The organism is Nocardiopsis oceanisediminis, from assembly GCF_048595525.1.
Lineage (GTDB): Bacteria > Actinomycetota > Actinomycetes > Streptosporangiales > Streptosporangiaceae > Nocardiopsis_A > Nocardiopsis_A oceanisediminis.
In genome coordinates this window covers 3978177-3994218 of the sequence record NZ_JAFMZJ010000001.1, presented here as the reverse complement: position 1 = coordinate 3994218, position 16042 = coordinate 3978177, and the positions used below count along the sequence as shown (strand labels likewise).

The 16042-nt window shown below is 75.3% G+C and carries 14 protein-coding genes; 7 read left to right on the top strand and 7 right to left on the bottom strand.

Annotated features, from left to right (window positions below; all coding sequences use genetic code 11):
• Positions 1-216: 216 nt before the first annotated feature.
• Positions 217-1122: a LysR family transcriptional regulator gene (locus J0910_RS17855; RefSeq protein ID WP_420159665.1), complete on the bottom strand. Its 906-nt coding sequence runs from the start codon at positions 1120-1122 to the stop codon at positions 217-219.
• A 488-nt stretch (positions 1123-1610) separates the two neighbouring features.
• Here J0910_RS17855 and J0910_RS17850 point away from each other — a divergent pair, with 488 nt between their 5' ends.
• Positions 1611-2663 (top strand): YeiH family protein, encoded by a 1053-nt coding sequence (locus tag J0910_RS17850; RefSeq protein WP_420159664.1) that lies wholly within the window; start codon positions 1611-1613, stop codon positions 2661-2663.
• Positions 2664-2675: 12 nt separating this feature from the next.
• Here J0910_RS17850 and J0910_RS17845 read toward each other — a convergent pair whose 3' ends face one another.
• Complete coding sequence (locus J0910_RS17845) at positions 2676-3416, bottom strand: NUDIX hydrolase (RefSeq protein WP_420159663.1); 741 nt, start codon at positions 3414-3416, stop codon at positions 2676-2678.
• A 240-nt stretch (positions 3417-3656) separates the two neighbouring features.
• Here J0910_RS17845 and J0910_RS17840 point away from each other — a divergent pair, with 240 nt between their 5' ends.
• The 4 genes from J0910_RS17840 (at position 3657) to J0910_RS17825 (ending at position 7714) form a co-directional block, all read left to right on the top strand.
• The gene (locus J0910_RS17840; RefSeq protein ID WP_420159662.1) at positions 3657-5246 is read left to right on the top strand and encodes a hypothetical protein; all 1590 of its coding nucleotides are present in this window, start codon (positions 3657-3659) and stop codon (positions 5244-5246) included.
• A gap of 5 nt (positions 5247-5251) precedes the next feature.
• A complete protein-coding gene (locus J0910_RS17835) occupies positions 5252-6166 on the top strand; it encodes a 5'-methylthioadenosine/S-adenosylhomocysteine nucleosidase family protein (RefSeq protein WP_420159661.1) in 915 nt (304 codons plus the stop codon).
• A gap of 90 nt (positions 6167-6256) precedes the next feature.
• Entirely contained in the window at positions 6257-6907 is a 651-nt protein-coding gene (locus tag J0910_RS17830) for a hypothetical protein (RefSeq protein WP_420159660.1), read from the top strand.
• 87 nt (positions 6908-6994) lie between these two features.
• Entirely contained in the window at positions 6995-7714 is a 720-nt protein-coding gene (locus tag J0910_RS17825; RefSeq protein WP_420159659.1) for a DUF6882 domain-containing protein, read from the top strand.
• Positions 7715-7838: 124 nt separating this feature from the next.
• Here J0910_RS17825 and J0910_RS17820 read toward each other — a convergent pair whose 3' ends face one another.
• Positions 7839-8993, bottom strand: coding sequence for an ARPP-2 domain-containing protein (locus J0910_RS17820; RefSeq protein ID WP_420159658.1), 1155 nt, complete (start codon positions 8991-8993; stop codon positions 7839-7841).
• Between the two features lie 41 nt (positions 8994-9034).
• Entirely contained in the window at positions 9035-10477 is a 1443-nt protein-coding gene (locus J0910_RS17815; RefSeq protein ID WP_420159657.1) for a hypothetical protein, read from the bottom strand.
• 780 nt (positions 10478-11257) lie between these two features.
• On the opposite strand from J0910_RS17815, the gene J0910_RS17810 reads away from it, so the two are divergent.
• A complete protein-coding gene (locus tag J0910_RS17810) occupies positions 11258-12814 on the top strand; it encodes a BCCT family transporter (protein WP_420159656.1) in 1557 nt (518 codons plus the stop codon).
• Between the two features lie 119 nt (positions 12815-12933).
• Here J0910_RS17810 and J0910_RS17805 read toward each other — a convergent pair whose 3' ends face one another.
• Positions 12934-13353 carry a VOC family protein gene (locus J0910_RS17805; protein WP_420159655.1) on the bottom strand — a complete coding sequence of 140 codons (420 nt, stop codon included), beginning with the start codon at positions 13351-13353 and terminating at the stop codon, positions 12934-12936.
• Positions 13353-14057 carry an NADPH-dependent F420 reductase gene (locus tag J0910_RS17800; RefSeq protein ID WP_420159654.1) on the bottom strand — a complete coding sequence of 235 codons (705 nt, stop codon included), beginning with the start codon at positions 14055-14057 and terminating at the stop codon, positions 13353-13355. Before J0910_RS17800 ends, J0910_RS17805 begins: the two co-directional genes overlap by 1 nt.
• 153 nt (positions 14058-14210) lie before the next feature.
• Here J0910_RS17800 and J0910_RS17795 point away from each other — a divergent pair, with 153 nt between their 5' ends.
• Positions 14211-15284: a helix-turn-helix transcriptional regulator gene (locus J0910_RS17795; protein WP_420159653.1), complete on the top strand. Its 1074-nt coding sequence runs from the start codon at positions 14211-14213 to the stop codon at positions 15282-15284.
• A gap of 62 nt (positions 15285-15346) precedes the next feature.
• Here the strand turns inward: J0910_RS17795 and J0910_RS17790 are convergent, their stop codons facing one another.
• A complete protein-coding gene (locus J0910_RS17790; RefSeq protein WP_420159652.1) occupies positions 15347-15985 on the bottom strand; it encodes an isochorismatase family protein in 639 nt (212 codons plus the stop codon).
• Positions 15986-16042: the final 57 nt, after the last annotated feature.

Here is a 16042-nt window from a genome sequence, read left to right as displayed (position 1 = left end):
CCCCTACCGCCGAGGCGCGTGCGGAACCGCCCCGGGCCTGCTTCGGCCGCGTCCTTCCGCGATCCCGGAAGATCCCGGAAAGCGGTGGAGGAACCGGGAGCGCCGGCCGGATCGCCGGCGGCCTCACCGAGACCCGGACCCCGTACCGCCGAGGCGGATGGGCGCCGGCGCCGGCCCGGACCGCCGCCGGAGGGGAGGCCCGGCCCCCGGGGCGGATCAGAGCCGTTCGGCGGCGATCCGGGTGAGCGCCTGGACCGGCGGGGAGGGGCGGGAGCGCGGGCGGTGCACGGCGCGCAGCGGGCGGCGCAGGTCGATGCCGGCGACCGGGACCTCGCGGAGCCGGCCGTCGGCCAGCTCCGCGGCGACGGCGAGCTCGCTGAGCACCGCGGGGGCGGCGCCGCTCTGCACCGCCACCTTCACCGCGGCGTTGGACGGCAGCTCCAGCGCGGGCGGCGCCGGGCCGGTGCCCAGGGAGCGGCGGAGCGCGTGCTCCAGGGTGGTCCGGGTCCCCGATCCGGGCTCCCGGGTGACCAGCGGCGTCCCGGCCAGGGTGCGCACGGGCAGCGGCGGCCGGCGCCGGGTCCACGGGTGGCCGGGGGCGGCGACCGCGACCAGCCGGTCGTGCCGGACCAGCAGCGACCCCAGGCCGGGCGGCGGGTCCAGGCACTCCACGAACCCCAGGTCGGCCGCGCCGCCGCGGACCCGCTCGGCGACGCCCTCGGAGTTGAGCACCTCCAGCGCGACCTCCACCTCCGGGGAGTGCTCGCGCAGCCGCGCCAGCCAGCCCGGGACCAGGTACTCGGCCACGGTCATGCTGGCGGCCAGCCGCAGCGTCGCGCTGCGCTCGCGGCGCAGCGCCGCCACGCCCCCGGTGAGGTCGCGCGCGGCGGACAGCACCGCCTGCGACCAGTCGGCGACGGTCCGCCCCTGCGCGGTCGGCCGGGACCCGCCCGCGCCGCGCACCAGCAGCGGCACCCCCAGGTCCCGCTCCAGGGTGTCCAGCCGCCGGCTCGCCGCCGCCTGGGTGAGCCCGGTCCGCGCCGCGGCCTTGCCGATGCTGCCCTCCTCCACCACCAGCAGGAACAGCTCCAGACTGGCGAGATCGGGCCAGGAGGACCCCACACCGCCCCCTTCCCCGCGACCGCGTCCGCTCCGCTCGGCGGAGCGCCCCGTGCGCCCCGACCCGGGGATGATACGCCCGCCCGGCGGGTCCCGGCGGGCGTCCGGACCGAGGGGCGGCGTGCGTTCCCGTCCGGCCGGCCCCGGTGCCGGTGGTCCCGTCCGCCCGTGCGCGCCTCGGGGCGGAGCGCCTCCCCGCGGCGGGCCGGGCGCGGGGGGCGGGGCGCTCGAGCCTGCGTCTCCGCTGGGATCGTCCGCCGGTGCGGGGTGCCGGGGCGGTGCGCCTCCCGGGCGTGCGGGGAGGGGCGTGCCCGGGTCGGGTGCGGGTGTGCGTTCCCGTCCGGCCCGCCCGCCCCGCCCGGCCCGGGCCCGGGCTCCGGGTGAGCGGTCCCGGCCCTCGCCCCGGCGGGCGGCGGCCATGCAGTCACCGCATGACCCGCCCCGGAACCGCTCCCTACCGGAGCGGCACGGACGCCGGAAGTGTGGTGGACATGACCCAGAAGACCGATTCGCCAGGAGTTCCCGGCCCGCGGACCCGCGGCGCCGCGGTGCGCCTCCTTCCGCGCCGGCTGGTCCCGCTGCTGCCCGGGCTCGGGGTGGCCGCCGCGGGCGTCGCGGCCGCCATGGCGGTGCACGCCCTGCTGCCCGCCGCCGGAGCCCTCATCGTCGCGCTGCTGCTCGGAGCGGTGCTGGCCAACACCGGGCTGCTGCCGCAGGCGGCCCGGCCGGGGCTGAAGGCGGCGACCCGGACGCCGATGCGGGCCGGCATCGTGCTGCTCGGCCTGAGCCTCTCCCTGCCCGACGTGCTGGCCCTGGGGTGGCCGGTGCTGCTGGTCGTCGCCGGAGCGCTGGCGGCGACCTTCGTCGCGACCGCGGCCCTGGGCCGGGTGCTGGGGATCGGTCCGCGGCGGCGGCTGCTCATCGCCGCCGGGGTGTCGGTCTGCGGTGCGTCGGCGGTGGCGGCGGTCAACGACACGGTCGGCGGCGACGATGACGACGTCGCCGCCGCGGTCGCCCTGGTCACCGTGTACGGCACGGTCGCGGTGCCGCTGCTGCCCGCGCTGGCCGGCCTGCTCGGCCTCGGCCCGGACCTGACCGGCATGTGGATCGGCGCCAGCGTGCACGAGGTCGGCCAGGTCGTCGCCGCGGCCGGTGCGGTCGGCTCCGCCGCCCTGGCCGCCGCCGTCATCGTCAAGCTCACCCGGGTGGTGCTGCTCGCCCCGCTCATCGTCGCCCTCGGCCTGTGGACCCGCACCCGCGGCACGGCCCCGGCCTCCGGCCGCCGCCCGCCCCTGGTCCCCCTCTTCGTCGTCGGCTTCCTCGCCGCCGCGGCCCTCGGCGGCAGCGGCCTGCTCCCCGCCCCGCTCCTGGAGGCCGGCGCCGTGCTGCAGACCGTGCTGCTCTCCGCCGGCCTGTTCGCCATGGGCACCGGCGTCCACCTGCCCACCCTCGCCCGCACCGGCGGCCGCCCCCTCCTCCTCGGCGGCGCCGCGACCCTCTTCATCTCCGCCGCCACCCTGGCCGGCCTGGCCGCTGCGGCCTGACCGGGAGAAAGGTCAGAACGCGGGGAGCCGCCCCCTCGACGCGTGCTCGGGCCGGTGCAGGGGAGGGGCCAGCAGCTCGGCCCCTCCCCTCCGGTAGAGCGCGGCCGGCCGCCCCGTGTCGAGTGTCCGCCGTTCGCCGGTGGCCTCGAGGAAGTCCTCGGCCCGGGTCACCTTCCGGCGGAAGTTGCTCGGATCGAGAGCGACGCCCCACACGGCTTCGTACACCCGGCGCAGCTCGCTCACGGTGAACGGCTCCACGCAGAACGCCGTCGCGACGGTGGTGTACTCCAGCTTGGTCCGGGCCTTCTCCAGCGCGTCCTGCAGGATCAGCCCGTGGTCGAAGGCGAGTGAATCCGCTTCGGCGAGCGCCTCCTCGACCGGGATCCATGCCGCGGCGCTGGCGTCCGTGCCGGCCTTGGGGACGGGGAGGTCCGGCCGGAGGGCCAGGTAGGCGACGGTCACCACCCTGCCGCGCGGGTCGCGCTGCGGATCCCCGTAGGAGCGGAGCTGCTCCAGGTGGAGCCGGTGGTCGTCCACGCCGGTCTCCTCGACCAGCTCGCGCCGGGCGGCGTCGTCCAGCGGCTCACCGATCCGCACGTAGCCACCGGGAAGGGCCGGCATCCCGGCGAAGGGCTCCTTCCCCCGCTCGATCAGCAGCACGTGCAGTTCGTCGCTGCGGATCGTGAGGATCACCAGGTCGACGGTGACCGCGGCCTGCTCGTGCTCTGCTCTGCGATCGGCTTGACCGCCCATGGCCACCTCCTAAAGGTCATCTTGACTAGAAGCTATCCTCCGGCTTACGGTCACTTCGACCTTAAGTGTGTCCATCAAGGGGAGCACATGGGCGAGACCCACGTTCTGCCAGAGCGGCAGAAGGCCCGGACGGCGGACAGGGGCACGGCGGCCACGCGGCACATGTGCGCCGGTGTCTACTTCCACCGGCGCTTTCGGGACCGGATCATTCGCAGGGTCCACAACGCGCCCTACCGGCGCGTGGCCCCGTCGTACGGATTCGACCTGGTCCCGGTCGTCAGGCACGCCTGGTACGCCTGGGCGCTGGAGAACGCGCTACTGGCCTGCGTCCCGGCCGTCCTGCTCTGCGCGGTACTCCTCGGCCAGGTCCTCGCCGCCATCATGGCGGGCTGCGTGCTCGCGGCGGGGGTACTGCTCCGGCTGACCGTCCTCACCGGCTACGACACCCTGCGGCTGCACGTCGATCGAACGGCCGAGGACTGGCTGGAACGAGAGGAGGGCACCAGGTCCGGCAGGTATCTCGACTACGAGAAGAGGAAACGCCAGCTCCGCGCGATCCGCATCGGCGCTTTCGGTATCGCCGGGGTGCTCTTGACGGCCTGCGTCGCCGCCGACCAGCGGCCGGGAGATGCCCTCGGCGCCCTGGGAACGCTCCTGGGGGTGCTGGCGGGGGCGGGCCTGCTGGTCGGAACGGTACGGCAGCTTCTGATCAACCGGGTACACGCCGGGGAGGGGCTCAGGCCCGGGCGGCTGCTCCCGCGGGAGAAGGCCGTCGGCGAGCAGCAGCGGCACCACTGCGCGGTCTACCGGCGCTGGGAGCGCAAGGCCGGCGACGAAGTGCTGGACGTGTTGAAGAACCGGGAGGAGATGGCGCTCTTCACCGGATGCGGTGAGCTCGCACATTACTGGCCTTCGCCGCTGACCGTTCCCCTGCTCCGCGAAGAGGACGAGGGGAAGCAGCATCGTCGGCGGGAGTACGAGCACCCCCCTTTCGCCGCGCACGAGCTGGTCGACCACCTGAAACAGGCGTTCCGGAGCCTGGAGGACGACGCCGAGGCCGTCCGGCTGGAAGGACTCAAGGTCTCCGATCGGCTCTGCGTGTCCGAGATCGACGCCTCCGCGGATCGGCGCCTGGTCCTGACGGGGCCGGGGGAGGAGGACTTCGGCGCGGTCATCGACAGGCCCCGGGGGCCGGTCCGCCACTACCTGGAGGTGACGGTCCCCACTGAGGGCGGGGAGCTGTTCACCACGGCGTTGGTCGCGGTGACCGTCGAGGGAAGGGCGCTCAGCATCGGCTTCTCCGCCTGCGCCCTCGGGCGGACGCCCAAGGCCTTCCATCGGATCGACTCCTACGCGGAGGTCGGTAAGGCCGCGGTCCTGTGGTCCGCGGTCAAGGGGGTCGCCGAACTCTTCACCGGGGCATGGCGGGTCGTACGTCTGGCCGAGCTCCCTTTCACGATCGCGGCCGCGCTCTGGGCGCAGAGGGACCGCACTCTGCGCCCGGTCCGCTGGATCGCGGTCGGAACCCGCTTCAGCGCGCGAGAGGAGGCGGCCCAGGAATGGCGGGACGTCGGCAAAGGGGATCAGGAGGCGGTGTTCGCCCGGACCAAGGTGGTCGAGCAGCGCATCGTCTCCACCGTCGAGGATTTCCTGGAGGAGAAGGGGGTCGACACCTCTGAATTCTCCGAAGCCGCCGTCCGGATCATCAACAAAGGCGTGTTCAACATGGGGGACAACAACCAGACCAATTATGCGTCCGGTCGGAACGCCCAGGTCAACTCCGGGCAGGGCGAGCAGAGCCCTGGCGGGGACGAGAAGAGGAAGGACTGAGCGCGGTGAAGCGCATCGTCGGCAACAGCGGTGTGGTCAATTACGGTTCCGGAAACGTCACCAACTCGGCCGTCGGAGACGGGGCGACGGTGAACGTCGGCGGCCGCCTCCCGGAGAGCAGCGAGCAGCCGTCCCTCCAGATGCCCCGAGAAGGGTGGGACATCGGGATCGTGACCGTGCTCAGTGAAGAGACCGCCCAACTGATCAGGGCGCTCGGATTGAAGCGCGACGAGGAGGGGCCGCGCCGGCCGTTCTTCTACACCGGGGAGGTCCCGGCCGGCGGAAGGCCGGCCAGGGTCGTGGCGGTGCAGACGATCGGGCAGGGGCAGCGCGCCTGCATGGGGGCGCTGGGGAACCTGCGCGGCCACTACGACCCGGCCCTGCTGGCCCTGGTCGGGATCGGCGGCGGCGTGCACGGCGGTGTCGGACTCGGAGACGTCGTCGTCGCGACCAGGGTCGTCTACTACGACCTGCGCAAGGAGACCGCGCAAGGAACGCGCCACCGGGGAGAGGAGAGAGAGGCCCCGGCCGATGTCCTGCACTCGGTCAACGCGTTCTTCACCGAGCACGGCGAACCCGCGCTCCTCTCCTCCTCGCTCGCCGGGGAAGACCGGGAGAGCGGGTTCAAGGCGCACCACGGGCCCATCGGCTCGGGGGACGCCGTGATCGCGGATGCGGGGAACGAGAACCGGCGCTTCCTGCACGGTTACAACGACAAGGTCCTCGCGGTCGACATGGAGGCCGGCGGGCTCAGCCAGTTCTGCCAGGAGAACTCGGTGGGGTCCGGCCGGACACCGGGCTGGGTGGTCGTGCGCGGGATCAGCGACCACGCCGACCGGCGGAAGGCCGACGGCCACCACGCGGCGGCGGCGCGGAACGCGGCCTCGGCCGTGCGAGGGCTCATCCCCTACCTCCTCTGACCCGCCTCCCGCGCGGAACCGGACCCGCCGCGGGCCCCTCCCTCGCAGAGGCGGGCGGTCCGCGGCCTCGCTTCAGACCGAGGGGTCGACGTGGCGTCTTTCATCGTCGGAGTTCTGAGTTCCCTTATGGCCTCGCTGGTCGCCGTCGCCGCGACCTGGATGCTCTCCCGCCATGTGCGGAGGGTCGGGGTGCGCCTGCTCGCCAGGGCCGTCGGGGTCGGGATCGACCGCTTCTACCCGCACCAGAGGGAGGCCGAGGCCGATGTGGTGGAGGAGGTGTCATGCGCCCGCTGGTTGAAGGTGGCGGCCGGGCGCGGGAGCGAGTTCACCCGCGGAACGCTCGCCCGGGCCTGGCAGGGCGGCCGTTTGGAGAGCGTGCGCTTCCTCCTCCCCGACCCTGACGGAGGCCGGGGCTCCTGGCTGTACCGCAGGGAATCCGCCGTGCGCCGATCGGACCCCGGGCTCTACGAGGGGATGCTGGCGGAGCAGGTGCGGACCAACGCCCATTACCTCACCGAACTCGGGGAGGAGCAGGGGGATGTGCAGATCCGCTTCTATGAACTTCCCAATATGTTCCGGATCGTCCTCACCGACCGGACCGCCTTCATAACCTTCTACCAGGAAGAGGAGCACGGCCGGGATTCTCCCTGCATAAGGGCTCCGTTCCCGGGTGCCCTCTACGAATTCGCAAGGGACTTCTTCGCGGCCGCATGGGAGGCCGGTCGCCCGCCGAGCGCATGAGGGGCGGGCCGCAGGGCCGGTAGGAGCGGAACGGAAGCCCGTCCCCGGAGCGGCCGGATGTCGGAAGGGGCCGGTAGTCTGCGCCGCGTGCAGAACACACTCACTCTGGCGAACATCCTCGACGACGCCGCCTTCCTCTCCCTGGAGCACCAGCTGCACCTGGAGGACGTGCTCGGCGCGCACAACTGGTCGGTCGACCTGCAGGAGCAGCGGTTCGGCTTCGACGGCGAGCGCCCGATCCAGTGCACCCGCTTCCACCTGCTGGGCAGCGCCGCCCCCGGCCCCGGGTCGTGGCTGTGGGCGTGGGCCAACTCCTCCATCCCCGAGCCGGTCACCGAGCTCTCCGCCTCGCTGCGCGACTTCGGCGCCAAGTACGGCATCGCGGAGCTGGCCGACGCGGAGATCCCGTTCGGCCGGCTCCCCGGCGCCCAGGGCGATCCGAACCTCGTCGCCTCGGTCTTCCTGGAGGCCGCCAAGGCGATCACCGGGAACTGGACCTCCTACACCGGGGACATCGGCGGGGGCACCCGGGCCGCCTTCCTCATCGAGCACCCCGACTTCCGGCTGCCGGCGCCCGAGCCGGCCCGGGTGATGCGCGTCCTCCAGCAGGGGCTGGCCCTCCGGCTCCACGACCACCGGCGCGCCCTGTGGAGCTACGCGCAGCGGCGCGGGCTCAGCGCCGCCGTCGCCCCCGAGGACGGCAGCTTCCACTTCTCCTTCCCCGGCTTCACCGCCACGGTCGGCTTCGACGAGCTCAACCGGATCTCCGGCATCAAGGGGACGATGCAGGGGCAGCAGCAGGACTGAGCCGCCCGGCCGGCCGCGCCGGCGGCCCTCAGGGCCGGTGATCCCGGCGTCGCCGCCCCCTCAGCGCGCTGAGGAGGCCGCAGCGCCGAGATCGCCCCGGAGGGCGGGGAGGAGCGCGGCGGCCTCAGGGGGCGGTGCGGCCCGCCCGGTACCGGTCCAGGACGTCCCGGCGGAGCAGGTGCTCCAGGCCGGCGCGCTCCAGCCGGGAGATCAGGCCGCGCCGGTCGGTGCCCAGGCCGGCCGCGGCGCCGTCGAGCCGCCAGTCGGCCGCGGCCAGCCGGCTGATCAGGTACCCGCGCCGGGTCTGCGCCGCGGAGAGCGCGAACGTCTTCAGGTACGCCGTCCGCCCCTCGGCGTCGGTGACGGCCTCCCCGATGTGGTTGGCGCGCGCCGGGTCGAACGGCGGCAGGAACCGCCACAGGGTGAACCCGCCCAGGCGGTACACCCGGGTGAAGGCGTACTCCGGGTCGGTGAGCGGGGCGAGCATCGCCCCGTCGTGGAAGGCGGTCCAGGAGGCCCGCTGCTCGGCCAGCGCGGCGCGCAGCCCCGCCAGGCCGGTGACGCCGCGGGTGCGCAGCGGCGCGTACAGGTCGGGCGGGGTCCCGGCGAACAGCGCGTTGCGGTAGACCGCCTCGCCGAACATGTCCAGCACCAGGGTGGGGTGGAGCAGCCGGTAGTCCTCGGGGTGCGGGACGGCGAAGACCGAGGCGAGCTCGTCGCCGACGTAGAGCGCGACCCCGCACTGGCCGGGCACGATCTCGAAGGTGCGCAGCGCCTCCGCCATGCCCGGCACGGACAGCCCCAGGTAGGAGGCCTCCTCGCGGGGGGAGAGGCCGCGCCGCAGCGTGTCCCGCGACCACTCCTGCCAGGCGGTGTCCGGGCCGCCGAAGTGCAGGCTGAGCAGGCCCTCCATGGCCAGGTGCAGGGGGAGGAAGCGCAGCCGGGACCGGGCGGTGCGCTGCACCTGGCGGCGGAGCCGGGCCACCCGGACCCGCGGCGGCGGCTGGGCCTCCGCGCCGTCCCCGGCGGCCGACAGCCGGGTGCCGTAGGCGGCGGACGGGCCCTCGTCGCCGTCCCAGGAGGCGACGTAGGCGTGCGGTACGAACGCGGTGTAGCGGGGGCTCCGGCCGGCCCCGACCACCGCCGCGTCCGCGCCGGTCAGCGCGGGGTGCAGGCGCAGCCCGTGCACGGGGGCCGGGCGCAGCAGCGGCACCAGCCGCACCGCCCCGCGCACCTGGGCGGTGCCGGTGTGCAGGCCGGTGGTGTCGATGGCGGTCACGGGCTCCTGCCTCCTCGTCTCGGCGTCTCGGCGGCCGGGGGTCATCCCGGAAGGTGCGCCCCGGCCGCGGGGGCGGCGATGTAGGCGGCGACCCGCCGGTCCAGGTGGGCGCGGAGGTCGGCCAGACCGGAGGCGCCCTCGCCGAACCGGGCCAGCTCGACCAGGGACGGCAGCGCCGCGGCGTCGCGGATGCCCACCGTGGGCACCGACGCGGAGACCGGGGCGGTGCCCAGCAGGCCGGCGTCGAGCACCGGGTTGAGGTGCACCGCGGAGACGGTCCGGCCCGGGTCGACGCGGGTGCGCCAGGCGTCCAGCAGCGCCGCGGGCACCGGCGGGCAGTCGTCGTGCCCGTCGGAGACGATGACCAGCCGCTCCGGCCGGGTGTCCAGGGCGTCCAGGATCCGCTCGGCCAGCGGGCTGGATCCCAGCGGGCGGGCGGTGAGCGCGTCGGTGCGCCCGGACAGCCAGTGCGCGCTGTAGCCGGCGGACAGCTCGGCCATGAGGAAGTGGCAGGCCAGCGCCACCGCCAGCGGGCGGTTCCGCTTCACCGGGGAGCCGAAGGAGGAGTAGCTGTCGTCCAGTACCGCCGCGGTGCGGCCCCAGGTGCCGGCGTGCGCGCCGGCGGTGCGCCGGGCCGAGGCGCGCAGCGCGCCGGTCAGCTCGGCGCGGCGCTCCTCGCGCTCCCGGATCGGCAGCGCGAGCACGTAGGAGCAGAGCCGGGTGAGGTCGGCGCGGGACAGGTCGTAGCCGGTGGGCAGGGCGCGTTCGCGCATGCCGCGGTCCATCCGGAGCAGCTCGCCGGAGGTCGCCGAGGCGCGGGCGCGCTCCAGGAACCGGTTCCGGGGCACGCCGTGCCGGGCGGCGAACCCCTCGGCCACGGTGAGCGGCAGCGCGTAGGCGGCCTCCATGCTGTGGTGGGCGGCCCGGTAGGCCTCCAGGAGCGGGGTGGAGAACGGGCGGGTGCGGCGCGCGGAGGTGAAGCAGAAGTCCGCGAGCTCGCCGGGCAGCCGCAGGTGGGCGTGGCGGGCGGCGGCGGTGAGCCCGGCGCGGTACTTGACCGCGTCGAACGCCAGGTCCGGGCGGCTCCGCAGCCACTGGGCGATGACGGCCCGGGTGCGGCGGTTGTTGACCCGGTCGGCGGCGAGCCGGCGGAACAGCCGGTAGGCGCGCTGCGGGGGCAGGTCGGCCAGGCGGCGGGCGATCAGCGCGCCCTCCTCGGGCAGCGCGGTGCCGCCGGGCGCGGCCGGCTCGGAGAGCAGCCCGTGCACGATCCGCGCGGCGTTGTGGTCGTTGACGTCCAGGGCGAGCGCCGCCGCGTACAGGTCCCGGTAGTTGACGCGCACGTAGGCGTGGAGGAAGTCGAGGGTGAGCCGCTGCTCGCCGGCGCCGCCGAGGAACTCCCGCTGCCCGGTGCCGCTGATCGCGGCGTTGGCGAAGCTCAGAACGTCCTCGCAGGCCAGAAGGTCGGCATAGGTGTCGGTCATGGCTGCTCCGCTGATCGGTGGGGGCCGGCCGGGGAAGAGAGGGGCGAACTGCGTGATGACCGCTTCATAGGCGAGATCCGGAAGTCGCACCGGAGTCCCGCGGCCGGCCCGCCCCGAGGCTAGCAGCGGGGGTTCCGGCGGTCACCGGATTATCGGCCGCCCCGCCCCGGCCGACCGCCAGGGGAGGGGCGGGGTCCCGCAGCCCTCGGGCATCGGGGGCGGTGGCGGCGCGCGGCCGGGCCGCGCCCCGGCGCCCGAGCGGGCCTTCCGCTCCGCCTCCGCCGCGTCGGCCGCGCCGCGGCGGCGCCCCTGGCCGCGCCCCTGCCGCCGCTCACCGGGGCCCCGCCGCCTTCGACCGGGTGGAGGGCGCCGGGGCCGGCCGAGGGGCCGCCGGGGCGGCGGGCGGCCTCCCGGCCCCGGTGCCCGGCCGCGCCTCCGGCGCCCTCTGACCAGGGCTCGCCCGCCGGGCCGCGCGGGCCGGAACGCGGCGAAACGCGCCGGGCGGGTGGGATACGGCACGTCGGAGCGGATCCCCTTGTCGGCGGGGCGGGAACGGGGAGGGTGAAACGCGCCACCCGCTGCGGCCGGACTGCTGCGGCTACCATGGGCGTTTTGCCGGAAGCATCCTGCTTTCCCTGCCTGTCACCGGCCGCGTGCCGGCGTCCGCCGACCGATGCGCCCTTCCGGTCGCGGACGGACCCCGAGGAGTGTCCTCCAATCACCACGATCGACGAGCGGCGTTCGCCCCTGCCCCGAACCGGGCGCGCGGACGCCTGGGTGATGGCCGTCAGCGGCGGCCTGCTCGCGGCCTTCGTCGCTGCGGCCCTCATCGCGCCCGACCGCACCGGATCGGCCGTGAGCGCCGCGTTCGCCTGGTCCGCCGACTGGTTCGGCGCCTTCTGGCAGCTGCTCCTGACGGCCACCGTCGCGGTCTCCGCGGTGCTCGCCTTCTCCCGGTACGGCCGGGTGCGCATGGGCGGCACCGGCAAGCCCGAGTTCAGCCGCTTCAAGTGGGTCGCCATGGTGCTGACCACCCTGCTCGCGGCCGGCGGCGTGTTCTGGGCCGCCGCGGAGCCGATCGCCCACTACACCGAGGCCCCGCCGCAGTACGCCGACTCCCTGGACGGGCCGATGGCCGACGTGGCCGTGGCGCTCGCCCAGACCTTCACCCACTGGGGCCTGGCGGCCTGGGCCATCGGCGGCTCGCTCGCCACCCTGGTCATGATGCACGGCGTGCAGAAGGGCATGCCGCTGCGCCCGCGGACGCTGCTCTACCCGCTGATGGGCGAGCGGGTCCGGACGCACTGGCTGGGCACCGCGACCGACATCGCCTGCGTCGTGGCGACCGTCGCCGGCACCGTGGGGCCGCTCGGCTTCCTCGGCCTGCAGGTCTCCTACATGTCGGGCACCCTCTTCGGCACCCCCGACGGCTACGCCGTCCAGGCGGGCATCATCCTCGCCCTCACCGCGGTCGCCGCGGTCTCCCTGCTCAGCGGGATCTCGCGCGGGATCCAGCTGCTGAGCAGGATCAACGTCTGGGTCGCGCTGCTGCTCGTGCTGGCCATCGTCGCCCTGGGCTCGGCCGCGTTCGTGGTCGACGCGCACCTGCAGGCGACCGCGGTCTACGTCCGCGAGTTCGCCACCATGTCGCTGTTCCGCGGCGACACCGAGTGGCTCGCCTACTGGACCGTGTTCTTCTTCGGCTGGTTCCTGGGCTACGCGCCGATGATGGCGATCTTCATCGCCCGCATCTCCCGCGGCCGCACCGTGCGCGACATCTTCGTCGGCGCGACCGTCCTCCCCGCGGTCGTCACCAACGTGTGGTTCAGCGCCCTCGGCGGCACCGGCCTCTACCTGGAGCGGCAGCAGCCCGGCGTGGTCTCGGGCCCCTACGCGGAGCACGGCCTGCCGGCCGCGGCCATGTCCATCGTCCAGGCGCTGCCCTACACCGCGGTGCTCGGCGTGATCATGGTGGCCGTGTCGCTGATCTTCTTCGCCTCCACCATGGACACCATGTCCTACACCATCTCGACGTCCAGCACGCGCGGCGGCGACCCCTCCAGGTGGGTCCGGCTGTTCTGGTGCCTGGGCATGGGGCTGGCCGGCGCCGCCCTGCTCGGCGTCGGCGACGGCGGGGTGGACGCGCTCCAGTCCTTCATCGTGGTCGCCGCGGTCCCGGTCGGCTTCATCCTGCTGCCGACCCTGTGGACCGGCCCGCGCGTGGTCATGGAGCTCGCCGCCGAACAGGGCATCACCGGCCCGCGCCGCTCCGCGCCCGCCGAGGAGCGGACCGGCTCGCAGGACCGGGAGGCCGACCTGGTCGGCGCCCGGAGCTGAGCAGGGACGGCCCCGACGAGGCGCCCCGCCGGCACTCGCCGGCGGGGCGCCTCGCCTTCCGGGCCGGCGGCGATCCGCATCCCCGCCGGAACGCGCTCGCCGCGCAGGGGAAGCGCAGGTCAACGCGGTTGCGCCGGGCCGATGCAGAAGGGCTGGCCGGCGGGGTCGAGCAGCACGGTGATCCCGTGCCCGGCCCGCTGGTGGCCGGGGCGGGTCGCGCCGAGCGCCAGCAGCCGCTCGACGGCCGCGTCCACGTCCTGCACGGCGAAGTCGAGGTGGAACCGCATCGGGACCGGCCCCTCCTCCGGCCAGGACGGCGGCCGGTAGTCGTCCTTGCGGACCAAGGTGATCATCCGGGGGCCGTCGCCCAGAACCGCGTGGGTGTCCTCGGAGGCCAGCACGTCCCACCCGGTGAGCTCCCGGTAGAACGCGGCGCCGGCCCGGGGGTCGGGGCAGTCCCAGGACACGCAGATCATGGCGGCGCCGATCGGCTCCGAGGGCTCCCCGCCCGCCGCTCCCCCCGCCGTGCGCGCGGACATCAGCGGACGACCCGGACGCCGAAGGGCGCGCCCAGGGCCAGGCCGATCGCGGTGTGCAGGTGGCCGTACATCTCCTGGCCGCGGGCGCAGGCCAGCCCGCCCAGGTCGAGCACGTCGGTCCAGCCGTACTGGCGGAGCAGGTCGGTGGCGGCGGCCTTGGCCTCCGGGTCGTCCCCGGAGACGAACATGGTGTGCTCGCCGCCGCCGACCCGCTCCGGGTGGACGACGGTCTCCTGCTCCTGGGTGACGAAGGTCTTCACCACTCCGGTCCCGGGCAGGGCGCGCTGGATCCGCTCGGCCAGGCTGTCGGTGTCCACCGGGTCCAGCCGCGGCATCCACCCCCACGGAGTGGTCCACTTGTGCTCGATGTCGGGGTTGTAGACGTAGGGCACCGCGTAGTCGATGAGCACTTTCCCGGCCAACCGGTCGGCGATGGCGGTGAGCTCCCGGAGCGCGTTGGCGCCGTCGATCCCGTTGATGACCAGTTCGCCCGCGCCCGCGGCGCCGGCGAAGGTCTCCAGCGGGATCCCCGGGTGCTCCCGCTGCCAGACCGGGTAGGGCGGGGTGCCCATCAGGTCGGGCTCGGTGCGGGCGAGCGTCGCCCGCGGGTCGCGGGTGCCCACCGTGACCCGGTGGCCGAGCTCGGTCAGCCGGGCGGCGTGGGCGCGGGCGCCCGCACCGGTCCCCAGAACGGCGATCTCCATCGGAGCTCCTCTGTCGGTGTGGTCGGAATCGCCCCGGACCGCCGTCGGCGGACCGGGTGCAGGCGACGAGAAAGCCGCCCTGAACTGCGGTGATACCGACTCTAGAGGTCATTTAGGCCGTTCAGGGTCCTATACGCGCGAGACCATGGGGCCATGCGCGATCCGTCAGCACGCCTGCTCCGCCTGCTCTCGCTGCTGCAGACCCCGCGGGAGTGGACCGGGGCCGAACTCGCCGACCGCCTGGGCACCACGCCGCGCACCGCCCGTCGCGACATCGACCGGCTGCGGGCCCTCGGCTACCCCGTGCACGGCACCCGGGGCCCGGCGGGCGGCTACCGGTTGGAGGCGGGGGCGGCCGTCCCGCCGCTGCTGCTCGACGACGACGAGGCGGTGGCCGTCGCGCTGAGCCTGCGCACCGCCGAGGGCGGCGCGGTCGCCGGAGTGGAGGAGGCCGCCCCGCGGGCGCTGGCCAAGCTGGAGCGGGTCCTGCCGTCCCGGCTGCGCCGCCGGGTCGCGGCCTTCGCCGAGGCCGCGACGGTGCTTCCGCAGCGCGGGCCGGCGGCCGACCCCGGCGTCCTGGCCCTGCTGGCGTCGGCCTGCGCGGCCGGCGAGGCGCTCCGGTTCGGCTACCGCTCCCGCACCGGCGAGACCACCCGCCGCCTGGTGGAACCGCACCGGCTGGTGGCCGCCGGGCGCCGCTGGTACCTGGTCGCCTTCGACAGCGACCGGGCCGACTGGCGGACCTTCCGGGCCGACCGCGTCACCGGCCCCCGGGCCACCGGCGGACGGGTGGCGCGGCGCGACCTCCCCGGCGGGGCGGACCCCGCCGACTGGGTCGAGCAGGGGCTGGCCTCCGCCTTCGACACGGTCCGTGCACGGGTGCTGGTGCACGCACCGGCCGACCGGGTCGCCGAGGCGGTGCCGGCCTCCCTGGGCACCGTCGAACCGGTCGACGCCGCCTCGTGCCGGCTGCGCACCGCCCCGGACACCCCCGAGTACCTCGCCTACCGGATCGCCGTGCTGGGCTTCGACTTCACCCTGCTGGACCCGCCCGAACTCGCGCCCCATCTGCGTGCCCTCGCCGAGCGCACACTCCGCGCCGTCGAGCGGCGCCCGCCCCGCCCGGGGCCGCCGGCCGCCGAGGGGGCGGGCACCGCTCCACCCGGGTCCGATGGCGCCGCACGGGCCGCGGACCCGGCCCGGCCGGCGGAGACGGGGGAGCCGTGAGCGGCGGTGCCCTCTCCGCCGTCCCCACCGGAGCCCCGGTGCGGCCGGGGCCGCGGCCCGGGTCAGGCCCGGGAGGCGCGCCGGGCGCCCGCGGTGGCGGAGCCGACCAGGTCGCCCTTGGCGAGGGGGCGCCGCGCGGCGAGGGCCTCGGTCCAGGCGTCCGTCGGGGCGACGGCGGCCAGGTTCGAGGCGAGCAGGGTCATGAGGGTGGTGTGCACCGCCTCGGCGCCGGCGAAGCCGGCCTCGTTGGCGAGGTCGACGGCGCCGGTCGCGTCGGAGAGCACCTCGGTGGCGAACCCGAGCCCCTCGCCCTCGACCGCGGAGGCGAGCACGCAGTTGTTGGTCATGTACCCGACCAGGGTCACGGTGTCGACGCCCTGCCCGCGCAGCCACGCGGCGACGTCCGTTCCGGCGTAGACGGAGCCGTACCGCTTCACGACCCGCTTCCACCGGTCGGTGCTGCGGCGGGCGACCTCCGGGTGCAGCTCGAAGCCGGGCCGGGACGGGTCGAACACGGGCGCCCCCTCGCCCGAGGAGTGCTGGATCGCGGCGACGGGGATCCCGGCGGCCCCGGCCGCGTCGATCGCCTGCGCGATGCGGGGCAGGGACTCGGTGTGCGGCGGGTAGCGGACCTCCAGCGGTCCGCCGAAGTACTCCTGCTGGACGTCGATGAGGACGAGGGCGCGCTGCGGTGAGGACAAGGGGTCTCCCTGGGGAGCGGTGGTGGAGGCGCCGCCGGCCGGCGGCGCCGGATCCAT